The organism is Arthrobacter sp. Z1-15, from assembly GCF_054792395.1.
Genome location: NZ_CP096454.1, coordinates 3,031,610 through 3,045,481, shown reverse-complemented (window position 1 = coordinate 3,045,481; position 13,872 = coordinate 3,031,610). Strand labels below are relative to the sequence as shown.

Sequence of the window (13,872 nt, the reverse complement as noted above, 5' to 3'; positions counted from 1 at the left end):
GGAGAAATCCGGTCTTGCCTTGGGTTCCGGCGGTGATGCCGGAACCCAAGGCGTCGAGGGGTTGTTAGGAAATGCCGTTCTGGACTTCGGTCACCATGCTGTCCACGTTGCTCAGGCCGTAGCCCACGAGGTACCAGCTGGAAGCGTCCAGGGCGGTGATGCGGTCATTCTTGGCGGCGTTGGTGCCGTTGACCAGCTCGTTGTCCATGACGGCCAGTGCTGCCTCGCCGCTCTCGCCAACCGCGGTGTCGCGGTCGATCACGAAAAGGTTGTCGGGGTTTTTGTCCGCGATGTACTCGGCGGTGATGGATTCGCCGTGCTTGCCGTCGGCTTTGATCTCCGCAACCGGGGAGACGCCGAGGACGTCGTGGATGATGCCGAAGCGGGAGCCGGCGCCGTAGGCGGTCATTTCTCCGCCGCTCGTCATGACAATCAGCCCGGTGCCGGCATCCGCGGCAGCGGTCTTGGTCTCTTCGATGCGCTTGTCGATGGCGGCGAGCTTCTCGTCGGCTGCGTCTTCCTTGTCGAAGATGCGGCCCAGGGTGCCGGTCACTTCCTTGAAGGACGCCATGGAATCGGCCGCGTCAACGCTCAGGTCGATGGTGGGGGCGATCTTGCTCAGTTCCTCGTAGGAGGCGGCTACGCGGCCGGAGATGATGATCAGGTCGGGGGCGCCCTCGCTGATGGCTTCGAAGTCCGGTTCCTTCATGGAGCCGATCTTGGCGTAGTCATCGCCGGCGTACTTGGAGAGGCTTTCGGGGAAATTGGCAGCAGGTACGCCGTCGACGTCGATGTCGAGTGCGTCCATGGTGTCGAGGGCGCCAAGGTCGAAGGTGTACACGGTTTCAGGGTTAACCGGGACCTCGGTGCTGCCCTGGGCATGCTCCACCGTGATGTTGGTCTGTTCGGGGGCTGAATCCGCAGTGGCGGCAGTCTCCGCTCCGCAGGCGCTCAGCGCGAGGAGGGAAGCCAGGGCGGTGCCGGCGACAAGGCGGGACTTCACGATACTTTTCACTTGGGGAGCTCCAGTTGCTTGGGTCCGGTCCGGCGGGATACTCCTGAAGCGGACGCAGAAAAACCAATAGGTCACAGAAATGTTTGCTAATAGAACGCACCTGAAAACTATCGGTTAGGTAAGGCTAAGGCAAGTTGAAGGACCGGATGACGCGAGATGAAGCTCCGGGCGGAGGCCCCCGGCACGCCAGTATTGGCACTCGCCTTGACCGAGTGCTAACCGTTGCATAAAGTCGGAGCTAGCACTCTCCCAGTGAGGGTGCTAATTCCTGAGGGAAGCGCCAACCGGCACCGCGACGACGGCCAGCGCCCACCGACGGTCCACATCCGTTAGTAACTACGCAAAGGAGAGCCCGAGTGTCGGTCTCGATTAAGCCCCTTGAGGATCGTATTGTTGTCCGCCCCCTCGAAGCCGAGCAGACCACTGCTTCCGGCCTCGTTATCCCGGACACCGCCAAGGAAAAGCCCCAGGAGGGTGAAGTTGTCGCAGTAGGCCCCGGCCGCGTTGATGACAACGGCAACCGCGTTCCCGTTGACGTTTCCGAGGGTGACGTTGTCATCTACTCGAAGTACGGCGGAACCGAAGTCAAGCACGGCGGCCAGGAATACCTGGTGCTGTCCGCCCGCGACGTACTGGCCATCGTCGTTAAGTAGTTGAAAAAGGAAAACCCCGGCCAATCTGGCCGGGGTTTTCTGATGCAGGTGCAGATGTAGCTGTCGGAAAGGACACACACATGGCAAAGCAATTGGAGTTCAACGACTCCGCCCGCCGCTCGCTGGAAGCCGGCGTCGACAAGCTGGCCAACACCGTTAAGGTGACCCTCGGCCCGCGCGGCCGCAACGTAGTGCTCGCCAAGACCTGGGGCGCTCCCACCATCACCAACGACGGCGTCACCATCGCCCGCGAGGTGGAGCTGGATGACCCGTACGAGAACCTTGGCGCACAGCTGGCCAAGGAAGTAGCCACAAAGACCAACGATGTTGCCGGTGACGGCACCACCACCGCAACAGTCCTCGCGCAGGCACTGGTCAAGGAAGGCCTGCGCAACGTTGCTGCCGGCGCAGCTCCGGGCCAGCTCAAGCGCGGCATGGAGATCGCAGTCGAGGCAGTGGCCGCACGGCTGCTGGAAAACGCCAAGGAAGTTGAAGGCAACCAGGTTGCGCACGTCGCTGCCATCTCCGCCCAGAGCATGGAGATCGGCGAACTGCTGGCCAAGGCCTTTGACACCGTCGGCAAGGACGGCGTCATCACCATCGAGGAATCCTCCTCGACGCAGACCGAGCTGGTCATCACCGAAGGCATGCAGTTCGACAAGGGCTACCTGTCCCCGTACTTTGTGACTGATCCGGAGCGCCAGGAAGCCGTCCTCGAAGACGCGCTCATCCTGATCAACTCCGGCAAGATTTCCTCGGTTGCCGAGTTCCTGCCGCTGCTGGAAAAGGCGCTGCAGGCCTCCAAGCCGCTGTTCATCATCGCCGAGGACATTGAGGGCGAAGCCCTGTCCACGCTGGTGGTCAACAAGATCCGCGGCACCCTGAACGTCGTAGCCGTCAAGGCTCCGGGCTTCGGCGACCGCCGCAAGGCCATGATGCAGGACATCGCCACCCTCACGGGTGCGCAGGTTGTCTCGCCTGACCTGGGCCTGAAGCTGGACCAGGTTGGACTGGAGGTGCTGGGTTCCGCCCGCCGCATCACCGTGACGAAGGACAGCACCACCATTGTTGACGGGTCGGGCTCCGAAGCCGACGTCGCAGACCGTGTTGCCCAGATCCGCGCGGAGATTGAGCGCACGGATTCCGACTGGGACCGCGAGAAGCTGCAGGAACGCCTGGCCAAGCTTTCCGGCGGCATTGGCGTCATCAAGGTTGGCGCAGCCACCGAGGTGGAGCTGAAGGAAAAGAAGCACCGCATCGAAGACGCCGTGTCCTCGACGCGTGCAGCCCTGGAAGAGGGCATTGTGGCCGGCGGCGGTTCCGCACTGGTCCACGCTGCCAAGGCCCTGGACACGGACCCGGAGGTTGCCAAGCTCGAAGGCGACGCCGCCACCGCCGTGGGCCTGGTCCGCCGAGCCCTGGCGCAGCCGCTTCGCTGGATCGCCGAGAACGCCGGCGCCGAAGGCATGGTTGTTGTCGCCAAGGTCACCGACCTCGAGGTCAACAACGGCTTCAACGCCGTAACCGGCGAGTACGAAAACCTGATCGAAGCGGGCATCATCGATCCCGTCAAGGTCACGCGCTCAGCACTGCGCAACGCTGCGTCCATCGCCGCGCTGGTCCTCACCACAGAAGCTCTTGTGGTCGAGAAGCCGGCCGACGACGACGAAGATCACGGTCACCAGCACTAGGCACCGTAAAAGCCCCGGTACAGCAGCGGATTTCCGCGGCCGTACCGGGGCTTTTGTCTGTTCCGGCCCGGGCGCAGAGCCGGACTACGCCCAAAACGGTCAGGGAACGCGGTGGTCCGGACGGTAAACTTCACCGGTTGTTTCGGATCAGAGGAAGTTTTTTATCGTGAGTCTAGACGCGGCACCGGCCGCACAGGACCGGCGCTACCGGCCCGAAGTGCAGGGCCTGCGCGCGCTGGCCGTGGTGCTCGTGGTGGTTTACCACGTGTGGCTGGGCCGGGTGTCCGGGGGAGTGGACATTTTCCTCCTGATCTCGGCGTTCCTCCTCACCGGCTCTTTTGTCCGCACGGTCGAGTCCGGCCGGCCGCTGGAATTGGGCCGCTACTGGCTGCGCCGGTTCAAGGGACTGCTGCCCGCGGCCGCCGTCGTGCTGGCCGCAGTGCTCGCCGCCTCCGCCTGGCTCCTGCCCAAGTGGAACGCGGTCTTCACACAGGCCTGGTCATCGCTCTTTTACGTCCAGAACTGGACCCTGGCCAACAGCTCCGTGGACTACTACGCACGGGACAACAGCTCGGCCAGCGCCCTCCAGCACTTCTGGTCCCTTTCCGTCCAGGGACAGGTTTTCCTCCTGTGGCCGCTGATCTTCGCCGGAGCGGCAGTCGCCGACCGCCGGCTGGGGCTGCGCTACCGGCACGTCCTGATGGGCGTCTTCGGAACTGTCTTTGCCTGCTCGCTGGCTTTTTCCATCTGGCAGACGGCCGCCAACCAGGGCTACGCCTACTTCGACACCCGGACCAGGCTCTGGGAATTCGCGCTGGGCTCACTGCTTGCCCTGGTTCTGCCGTACCTGCGCTTCGGCCGGGTGCCGCGCATCGTCATGGGCTGGGCCGGTGTGGCAGCGATGCTCAGCTGCGGCCTGGTGCTGCAGGTCCAACAGCAGTTCCCCGGGTACATGGCGCTGTGGCCCACCCTGGCTGCAGCCCTGATCATCATCGCCGGCGACACCGGCAGCGCCGCCGGAGCCGACCGCTTCCTGTCCGCCAAACCGCTGGTCGCCATGGGGAACACCTCCTACGCGCTGTACCTCTGGCACTGGCCGGTCCTCGTGTTCTGGCTGGTGGCCGCCGATAAGGAAAACGCCGGGCTGCTGGACGGGGCTGCGGTCATTGCCGCGTCATGTGCCCTGGCGGTGTTGACCACCCGGCTGGTGGAAACACCTTTGGCCGCCTGGGCCCGGCCCCACAACCGGCTCTGGCGTACCGCCGTCGTCGTTGCCGCCAGCCTGGCGCTGGTGGCGGCGCCGCTGACCGGCTGGCAGGCCTCGGTCCGCAGCCAGGAACAGGCAGCCAACCGGCAGTCGGTTGTGGACAACCCCGGTGCCCTGGCGCTGGGCCCGGGCTTCGAATTCGCCGGCTCCCGGGAGGCCGCGGTCAAGCCTTCCTCCACGGGGATGGGTGCTGAATGGGCACGCACCGACGGAGCCTGCGAAGAAACGTACATGCCCGCGGATCCGCTGCTGGACGGCTGCCTTCGCGTCGGAACGGGGGAGGGGGCGGCCCGGACCGTCGTCGTGCTGGGGGACTCGCACGCCCAGCAGTGGCTTTCCGCCCTCGGCCCCGTGGCCAGGGCCAACAACTGGCACCTGATCGCACTGCTGAAGCCGGGCTGCCGCTACGGCGCCGAGTCCGAAAGCCGCACCCCCGAGTGCAATGCCTTCAACGCCGCGTCCCGGAACTACGTGCTGGAAACCGGGCCTGACGCCGTCTTCACCGTCGCCTCAGTGACGGCGCCCAGTTCCCCGGACGAGGTCCTCGCCGACGGATACGAAGCGGGCATCGCCGGTTTCGCTGCTGCCGGAACCCATGTGCTGGCCATGCGCGACAATCCCCGTTTCGACTTCGACATGGTGAAGTGCCTGGCTGCCAATGACCTCTCCACGCAGGCGTGCACGCTGCCGCGCAGCCAGCTGCTGGCCCCCGTGTCACCGCTGACGGAACTGGACGGCCTGCCCGGAGTCCATGCCGTCGACATGACGGACCAGCTCTGCACTGCGGATGAGTGCCCCGGGATTATCGGCAACATGTTTGTCTACATGGACTATGACCACTTGGGGCGGACGTACCTGGAGACCACCGCGCCCGAACTTGCCCGGCGGATCCTGCTGTCCCTGGGTTGGGAGGGAACCGCTGTGACCGATACCACGCGCCAGCTTTTGGAATAGGGACGCGGTGGCTTTCGTTTTAGGATGTAAGGAAGCCAACCGGTCCTTTCCCGGTTCTCCTCCATCCCTCCGGTCCCCCGCGAAAGAGGCGTAGTTTTGAGCCAGCAGTCCCCAGAGCATGATCCGTTCGGCTTCATCGGCCTGACCTACGACGACGTCCTGCTGCTGCCCGGCCCGACGGACGTCATCCCGTCCGAGGCAGATACGTCTTCCCGCCTGTCCAAGCGGATCACCGTGCACACCCCGCTGCTTTCCGCGGCCATGGACACGGTCACCGAATCCCGCATGGCCATCGCCATGGCCCGCCAGGGCGGTCTTGGCGTCATTCACCGCAACCTGTCCATCCCCGACCAGGCCGAGCACGTGGACCGCGTCAAGCGCAGCGAATCCGGCATGATCACCAACCCGGTGACTATCTCCCCGGACGCCACCCTCCAGGAACTGGACGACCTCTGCGCCCACTTCCGTGTCTCCGGCCTGCCGGTCGTCGACGCGGACAACAAGCTGCTGGGCATCGTCACCAACCGCGACACGCGCTTCATCCCGCGTGCGGACTACCCCCGCCGGCTGGTCAACGAGGTGATGACCCGCATGCCGCTGATCACCGGCCGCGTGGGCATCAGCGCCGAGGAAACCATGGAGCTCCTGGGCAAGCACCGCATTGAAAAGCTTCCCCTGGTTGACGCTGACGGCCGCCTGCAGGGCCTGATTACGGTCAAGGATTTCGACAAGGCCGAGCAGTACCCGCTGGCCACCAAGGACGATGAGGGCCGGCTGCGCGTCGGTGCGGCCATCGGCTTCTTCGGCGACGGCTACGAGCGCGCCATGACCCTTGTCGAAGCCGGCGTGGACATTCTGGTTGTCGACACCGCCAACGGCCACAGCGCCGGAGTGCTGGACATGATCTCGCGCCTGAAGAAGGACCCCGCCGTCGCGCACGTGGACATCATCGGCGGCCAGGCGGCAACCCGTGAGGGAGCGCAGGCACTGATCGACGCCGGTGCCGACGCCATCAAGGTGGGCGTGGGCCCCGGCTCCATCTGCACCACCCGCGTAGTGGCTGGTGTGGGCGTTCCGCAGGTTACCGCTATTTACGAGGCCTCCAAGGCTGCGATTCCGGCCGGCGTCCCGCTGATCGCGGACGGCGGACTGCAGTACTCGGGCGATATCGGCAAGGCCATCGTGGCCGGCGCCGACACCGTGATGCTCGGCAGCCTCCTGGCCGGTTCCGCCGAAAGCCCCGGGGACCTGGTCTTCGTCAACGGCAAGCAGTTCAAGTCCTACCGGGGCATGGGCTCCCTGGGCGCCATGCAGAGCCGCGGCAAGAACACGTCCTACTCCAAGGACCGCTACTTCCAGGCCGACGTTCCCTCGGACGAGAAACTGATCCCCGAGGGCATCGAAGGCCAGGTGCCGTACCGCGGCCCGCTGTCCGCCGTCGCGCACCAGCTGGTGGGCGGCCTGCGGCAGACCATGTTCTACACCGGAGCCCGCACCATCCCCGAGCTGAAAGCCAAGGGCAAGTTTGTCCGGATTACTCCGGCCGGGCTGAAGGAATCCCACCCGCACGACATCATGATGACGGCGGAAGCACCGAACTACGGCACCCGCCGCTAAGGTTCCGGCACCGGACCCGCAAGACCGCGCTGCGCAGCGGCCGCCGCCCGAAGGGGAGGCGGCCGCTGCCGCTTTAAGCACCGGGGCGTGGCTGGGATAACCTAGGGGTGTGAGTAACGAGATTGAAATTGGCCGTGGCAAGCGTGGGCGCCGAGCCTACTCCCTCGATGATGTGGCGATTGTGCCGTCCCGGCGTACCCGGGACCCGCAGGACGTTTCAATCAACTGGCAGATAGATGCCTACCAGTTCGAAATGCCGGTGATGGGCGCACCGATGGACTCGGTCATGTCTCCCGCCACCGCCATCGCGATGGGCCGGCTGGGCGGCCTGGGCGTGCTGAACCTGGAGGGGCTCTGGACCCGCTACGAGGATCCGCAGCCGCTGCTGGACGAAATTGCCGTCCTGAGCGAAGACAACTTCAATCCTGCGGCCACCCGCCGGCTGCAGGAAATCTACGAGGCCCCGATTCAGGCCGAACTCATCACCTCCCGCCTGGCCGAGGTCCGCGAAGCCGGTGTCACCGTGGCCGGTTCCCTCACCCCGCAGCGCACCCAGGAGTTCTACAAGACCGTTCTGGCCGCCGGCGTGGACATCTTCGTTATCCGCGGCACCACCGTTTCGGCCGAGCACGTCTCCAAGACGGTCGAGCCGCTGAACCTGAAGCAGTTCATCTATGAACTGGACGTGCCCGTGATTGTCGGCGGAGCAGCCGGCTACACCCCGGCGCTGCACCTGATGCGCACCGGCGCCGCCGGCGTGCTGGTTGGTTTCGGCGGCGGAGCGACCACCACCACCCGCCGCGCACTGGGCATCCACGCACCGATGGCCACCGCCATCGCCGACATTGCCGAAGCGCGCCGGGACTACATGGATGAATCGGGCGGCCGCTACGTGCACGTCATTGCCGACGGCGGCATGGGCACCAGCGGGGACATCGTCAAGGCCATTGCCATGGGAGCCGACGCCGTGATGCTCGGCTCCGCGCTCGCCCGCGCCGAGGAAGCCCCGGGCCAGGGCTGGCACTGGGGCCAGGAAGCCCACCACAGCGAACTGCCGCGCGGGGACAGGGTTCGGCTGGACACCGTGGGTCCGCTGCAGGAGGTCCTCTGGGGCCCCTCGCACCACACCAACGGGACCTCCAACCTCATGGGTGCCCTGCGCCGCGCCATGGCCACTACGGGTTATTCGGATGTGAAGGCATTCCAGCGCATTGAGGTCCTGGTATCGCCCTACCTATCCTCCATGTAGTTACTTAGAGTTACAGGGAGCGGCTGCAGGAAATGCAGCACCGGCAGGATCCAGAGAGGAATGTCGACGATGAGCAAAGACGCACTCAGTCCCCAGTACCGTGAAGAAGCCCTGGCCGCCCTGCGGGCCACGGCCGAACCCGGCGAAGAACTGGACATCCTGATCGTTGGCGGCGGGGTAGTGGGTGCCGGTGCTGCTCTGGATGCCGTGACCCGCGGGTTGAAAGTGGGCATGGTGGAGGCCCGCGACTGGGCCTCCGGCACGTCCTCCCGTTCCTCCAAGCTGATCCACGGCGGCCTGCGCTACTTGGAAATGCTGGACTTCGCACTGGTTGCCGAAGCCCTCAAGGAACGCGGCCTGCTGATCCAGCGGATTGCCCCGCACCTGGTGAAGCCGGTTCCGTTCCTGTACCCGCTGACGCACCGCTTCTACGAGCGCCCCTACGTGGGCGCCGGGATCCTGCTCTACGACACCATGGGCCTGACCTCCGGAAACTCCCGCGGCGTGCCCATGCACAAGCACCTCAGCCGGAAGGCGACGCTGCGGGCAGCCCCCAGCCTCAAGGATGACGCCATGATCGGCTCCATCCGCTATTACGACGCGCAGGTGGACGACGCCCGGTACGTGGCCACCATGGCCCGCACCGCCGCCCATTACGGTGCGGCCGTTGCCAACCGCGTTGCGGTGGTGGACTTCCTCCGCGAAGGCGAACGCGTGGTTGGCGCCCGGGTCAAGGATTCCGAATCCGGCCGGGAATTCGATGTCTTTGCCCGCCAGGTGGTCAACGCCACCGGCGTCTGGACCGATGAGACCCAGGCTATGGTCACCGACCGCGGCCAGTTGAAGGTCCGTGCCTCCAAGGGCGTGCACCTGGTGGTGCCCCGGGACCGGATCCAGTCCACCGTGGGCATGATCCTGCGCACCGAAAAGTCGGTTCTGTTCGTCATTCCCTGGGGCCGGCACTGGATCGTCGGCACCACCGACACGGACTGGAACCTGGACAAGGCACATCCGGCCGCCACGTCGGCGGACATCGACTACATCCTGGACCACGTGAACAAGGTGCTCAAGACCCCGCTGACCCGCGAGGATGTCGAAGGCGTGTACGCCGGGCTGCGTCCGCTGCTGGCCGGCGAAAACGACTCCACGGCCAAGCTGTCCCGCGAACATGTGGTGGCCCACCCGGTGCCGGGACTGGTAGTGGTTGCCGGCGGCAAATGGACCACGTACCGCGTGATGGCGAAGGACGCCGTGGACGAGGCTGCCCGGGCCCTGGACGAGAAGGTGCCGGAAAGCTGCACCTCCACCATCCCGCTGCTGGGCGCGGTGGGTTACAAGGCGGACTGGAACCGCAGGCACCGCACCGCCGAGGAGTACGGCGTGCACGTTGCCCGGGTGGAGCACCTGCTGAACCGCTACGGTTCACTGGCCACCGAAGTGCTGGAGCTGATCCGCCGGGATCCGGAGCTGGGGGAGGCCCTGCCCGGAGCGGACGACTATCTGAAGGCGGAAGTGGTTTACGCAACCACCGCGGAAGGCGCCCGCCACGTGGAGGACGTGCTGGCCCGGCGCACCCGCATCTCCATCGAATCCTGGGACCGCGGCGTATCCGCCGCACCCGTGACTGCCGAGCTGATGGCACCGATCCTGAACTGGGACCTGGACCGGGTGGAAAAGGAAGTAGCCCATTATCTGGCGCGTGTGGAGGCCGAACGGCTCAGCCAGGAGCAGCCGGACGACGTATCGGCGGACGCCGCACGGCTGAAGGCGCACGACATTGCGCCCCTCGCCTGAGGTGGCACCTGAACTCTCCCTGAACGAGAAGGGCGCCGTGCTGACGGAGCCCGGCATGGTCATTCTCGAGATGGAAGCCGCCGACCGCAGCGACGCCGCCGCGCAGCTCGCGGAGCGGATGTACCGGCACGGGCGGATCAGCAACCTCGAAGCGTTCCTGGAACAGGTCAACGCCCGGGAACACCAGATGGCCACCGGCCTGCCCGGTGGAATCGGGATGCCCCATGCCCGCAGCGAGTACGTTGCGCAAACCTCGATCGCGGTGGGCATTACGCGCTACGGATACAGCATCGACTTCGGAGCATCCGACGGACCGGCGACAGTGATCCTGCTCATTGCCACGCCGGCCGGAGCCTTCTCGGAACACCTGGAGGTCCTGGCCACCCTGGCCCGTTCGCTGTTCCGGCCGGCCTTCCGGGAGTCGCTCCGCCGCGCCAACGACGCAGAAGTGATTGCCGAACTGATTAATTCCTCGCTGGTCTTCTTTGACCACTGACTCCGTCCCCGCCCCGTCCGGACAGGCAGGCATTGGGTTTTCTACACGGGTACGAAGTACGGTTAAGGCGTGCTGAAAACTGCCCTGCAACTCCGCTGGATCGCCGCGCTGCTCCTTGCCCTTGCGATCTCCACGGTCTTTGTTCTCCTGAGCCAGTGGCAGTTTTCCACTGCGGAAAGCGAACTTCCGCCGTCGACCGACCGCACCGAAACGGTGCGGCCGCTGACCGAGATTTTCACTCCCGGGGTGGAACTCTACGGAACAACCGCCGACCAGATGGTGTCGATGACCGGATACTTCCGCACCGACGACACCGTGCTGATCGACAACCGGCTGTACGACGGCGACAAGGGCTACTGGGTCGTCACCGCCTTTACCGTTGACGGAGCCCCCAACGACGCCGTGATCCCCGTGGTCCGCGGGTGGGTGGCCGAGCCCGGCGATGCCGTTCCCGCGCCCGAGGGTGAAGCCTCCGTCGTGGGCCGCCTGCTGCCCCCGGAAGCGCCGATCCCGGAACCCATAGAGGACGGCATCCTGCCCAGCCTGGCCAGTGCCGAGCTGATCAATGTCTGGGACACCCCCGGCTATTCCGCCTTCGTGACCGCCGATGAGATCACCGTGAACGGCGAAGCCGCCGACGCCGGGAACATGCAGGTGGTTGACGTGCAGGCCCAGCCGCAGGAAACATCCGTGAACTGGATGAATATCTTCTACGCCATCGAATGGGTTGTCTTCGCCGGGTTCTCCGTGTTCCTGTGGTGGCGACTGGTCGCCGATGCCCACCGCCGTTCCCTTGAGGACGACGACGACGAGTACTACGACGACGATGACGACGACGATGACGACGACGGCGGCCTGTCCGGCCGTCCGGTCCCGAACAGTGAGGTCCAGCAGTGAATGACCCGGCAGTGAATGACCCGGCAGTGAACGATCCAGCAGTGAACGACCCGGCAGTGAACGACCCGGCAGTGAGCGATTCAGCGGTGAACGGTTCAGCAGCGAACGGCCCGGCACCCGCGGCAACGAAGAAGCCCCGCCGGAAGAAGCGCCGGTTTGGCGGCACCCACGCCCAGATCCGCTCGGCCCTGACGTTCTACAAGGTGTCCTCCTATGTCACCGGTGTGTTCCTGCTGCTGCTGTGCATCGAGATGATCCTGAAGTACGGCATGAAGATCGAAGAGATCACCGTTGGCCCGCTGAACCTGTTCACCGGAGTCCTCATCGCCCACGGCTGGCTGTACGTGGTGTACCTGCTGGCTGACTTCCGGCTGTGGCAGCTGATGCGCTGGCCCTTCTCCAAGTTCATCCTGATTGCCCTGGGCGGCGTTGTTCCCTTCCTCTCATTTATCGTGGAAAGCCGCACCCACAAGCAGGTCCTGGCGGAACTGGCTGCCCATCCGGAAGCTGCAAAGCGCTACTAAGGGATCGCCTGCGGCAGCTCATGCAGCGAACCGATGTGCGGCGCGGTTGTTCCGGCGACTATCCTTGAACCGTGACTAATTCCGCGACCCCTCCCATTGAAGAGCGCCCTGTCCTCGTTGTGGACTTCGGCGCCCAATACGCCCAGCTCATTGCCCGCCGGGTGCGCGATGCAGATGTTTATTCCGAAGTGGTTCCCCACACCTGGACCACCGAACAGATCATGGCCAAGAACCCGGCAGCCATCATTCTTTCCGGCGGCCCCTCCAGCGTTTACGCAGAAGGCGCGCCCGCCGTCAGCGAAGGCCTGTTTGAAGCCGGCGTGCCGGTCCTGGGCATTTGCTACGGCTTCCAGGCGATGGCCAGCGCCCTCGGCGGCAAGGTCGCCGAGACCGGCCTGCGCGAGTACGGCTCCACCGACGCCACCGTGGTGGGCGGCGCCCGCTCCATCCTCGAAGGCACGCCCGAGCACCAGAACACCTGGATGAGCCACGGCGACAGCGTCCAGGAAGCCCCTCCCGGGTTCGATGTCCTGGCCACCACCGCCGGCGCTCCGGTTGCCGCCATTGCCAACGAAGAGAAGCGCCTCTACGGCGTTCAGTGGCACCCCGAGGTCAAGCATTCCGCCCACGGCCAGGCCGTGCTGGAAAACTTCCTCTTCAAGGGCGCGCGGCTGGACCGCAGCTGGACCACCGGAAACATCGTGGAAGAACAGGTTGAGCGCATCCGCGAGCAGGTGGGCAACTCCCGCGTCATTTGCGGGCTGTCCGGCGGCGTCGATTCCGCCGTCGCAGCCGCCCTGGTGCAGCGCGCCGTCGGCGACCAGCTGACCTGCGTCTTCGTGGACCACGGACTGCTGCGTGAAGGCGAAGCAGAGCAGGTGGAGCGCGACTTCGTGGCCTCCACCGGCGTCAACCTCTACGTCGCCAACGAGCAGAAGCGCTTCCTCGATGCCCTCGCCGGCGTCACCGATCCCGAAACGAAGCGCAAGATCATTGGCCGTGAGTTCATCCGCGCCTTTGAAGAAGCCGAGCGCGCCATTATGGCCGAAGCGGCTGCCGCCGGTGAACCCATCCGTTTCCTGGTCCAGGGCACCCTGTACCCGGACGTCGTCGAGTCCGGCGGCGGAGAAGGCGCAGCCAACATCAAGAGCCACCACAACGTGGGCGGGCTTCCCGAGGACCTGAAGTTTGAGCTCGTTGAGCCGCTGCGGGCCCTGTTCAAGGACGAAGTCCGTGCCGTGGGTGCCGAGCTTGGCCTGCCGGCGGAAATCGTCGGACGCCAGCCGTTCCCCGGCCCCGGCCTGGGCATCCGCATCATCGGGGAAGTCAACCAGGAACGCCTGGACCTGCTGCGCCGCGCCGACGCCATTGCCCGCGCCGAGCTCACCGCAGCCGGCCTGGACAACGACGTCTGGCAGATGCCGGTGGTTCTGCTGGCCGACGTCCGCAGTGTCGGCGTCCAGGGTGACGGGCGGACCTACGGGCACCCGATTGTGCTGCGCCCGGTCTCCAGCGAGGACGCAATGACCGCTGACTGGTCGCGCCTGCCGTATGACCTGCTGGCACGCATCTCCAACCGCATCACCAACGAAGTTGATGGAATCAACCGAGTGGTCCTGGACGTCACGTCCAAGCCGCCGGGAACCATCGAGTGGGAGTAGATTAATCGCGGGGGACAGCCTAACAGGCTGTCCCCCGCGTTGCTATGCCGGGCA

11 protein-coding genes are annotated in these 13,872 nt (G+C 65.5%); 10 read left to right on the top strand and 1 reads right to left on the bottom strand.

Going from position 1 to position 13,872, the window contains the following annotated elements; all coding sequences use genetic code 11:
* Positions 1–64: 64 nt before the first annotated feature.
* The gene (locus M1D40_RS13880) at positions 65–1,015 is read right to left on the bottom strand and encodes a siderophore ABC transporter substrate-binding protein (protein WP_461169196.1); all 951 of its coding nucleotides are present in this window, start codon (positions 1,013–1,015) and stop codon (positions 65–67) included.
* Positions 1,016–1,371: 356 nt separating this feature from the next.
* Between M1D40_RS13880 and groES the strand changes: the two genes are divergently transcribed.
* The 10 genes from groES (at position 1,372) to guaA (ending at position 13,818) form a co-directional block, all read left to right on the top strand.
* On the top strand, positions 1,372–1,668 hold the full coding sequence (groES, locus tag M1D40_RS13875; RefSeq protein ID WP_152219702.1) for a co-chaperone GroES: 297 nt from the start codon (positions 1,372–1,374) through the stop codon (positions 1,666–1,668).
* Between the two features lie 80 nt (positions 1,669–1,748).
* On the top strand, positions 1,749–3,359 hold the full coding sequence (gene groL, locus M1D40_RS13870; protein ID WP_341393424.1) for a chaperonin GroEL: 1,611 nt from the start codon (positions 1,749–1,751) through the stop codon (positions 3,357–3,359).
* Positions 3,360–3,525: 166 nt separating this feature from the next.
* Positions 3,526–5,580 (top strand): acyltransferase family protein, encoded by a 2,055-nt coding sequence (locus M1D40_RS13865; protein ID WP_461169195.1) that lies wholly within the window; start codon positions 3,526–3,528, stop codon positions 5,578–5,580.
* 96 nt (positions 5,581–5,676) lie between these two features.
* Entirely contained in the window at positions 5,677–7,197 is a 1,521-nt protein-coding gene (gene guaB, locus M1D40_RS13860) for an IMP dehydrogenase (protein ID WP_341393426.1), read from the top strand.
* A 109-nt stretch (positions 7,198–7,306) separates the two neighbouring features.
* Positions 7,307–8,446, top strand: coding sequence for a GuaB3 family IMP dehydrogenase-related protein (locus tag M1D40_RS13855; RefSeq protein WP_341393427.1), 1,140 nt, complete (start codon positions 7,307–7,309; stop codon positions 8,444–8,446).
* 69 nt (positions 8,447–8,515) lie between these two features.
* Complete coding sequence (locus tag M1D40_RS13850; protein WP_461169194.1) at positions 8,516–10,240, top strand: glycerol-3-phosphate dehydrogenase/oxidase; 1,725 nt, start codon at positions 8,516–8,518, stop codon at positions 10,238–10,240.
* 55 nt (positions 10,241–10,295) lie between these two features.
* Positions 10,296–10,736 (top strand): PTS sugar transporter subunit IIA, encoded by a 441-nt coding sequence (locus M1D40_RS13845; RefSeq protein ID WP_341393737.1) that lies wholly within the window; start codon positions 10,296–10,298, stop codon positions 10,734–10,736.
* 69 nt (positions 10,737–10,805) lie between these two features.
* Complete coding sequence (locus M1D40_RS13840; RefSeq protein WP_461169193.1) at positions 10,806–11,633, top strand: SURF1 family protein; 828 nt, start codon at positions 10,806–10,808, stop codon at positions 11,631–11,633.
* Between the two features lie 86 nt (positions 11,634–11,719).
* On the top strand, positions 11,720–12,157 hold the full coding sequence (locus M1D40_RS13835; protein ID WP_341393738.1) for a DUF3817 domain-containing protein: 438 nt from the start codon (positions 11,720–11,722) through the stop codon (positions 12,155–12,157).
* 71 nt (positions 12,158–12,228) lie between these two features.
* On the top strand, positions 12,229–13,818 hold the full coding sequence (guaA, locus tag M1D40_RS13830) for a glutamine-hydrolyzing GMP synthase (protein ID WP_341393430.1): 1,590 nt from the start codon (positions 12,229–12,231) through the stop codon (positions 13,816–13,818).
* The last annotated feature ends 54 nt before the right edge of the window (positions 13,819–13,872 follow it).

Excerpts from the sequence above, each read along its gene's own strand:
- M1D40_RS13850 (WP_461169194.1), top strand. The coding sequence starts at position 8,516 with ATGAGCAAAGACGCACTCAGTCCCCAGTACCGTGAAGAAGCCCTGGCC.
- groL (WP_341393424.1), top strand. The coding sequence starts at position 1,749 with ATGGCAAAGCAATTGGAGTTCAACGACTCCGCCCGCCGCTCGCTGGAA.
- M1D40_RS13845 (WP_341393737.1), top strand. The coding sequence starts at position 10,296 with ATGGTCATTCTCGAGATGGAAGCCGCCGACCGCAGCGACGCCGCCGCG.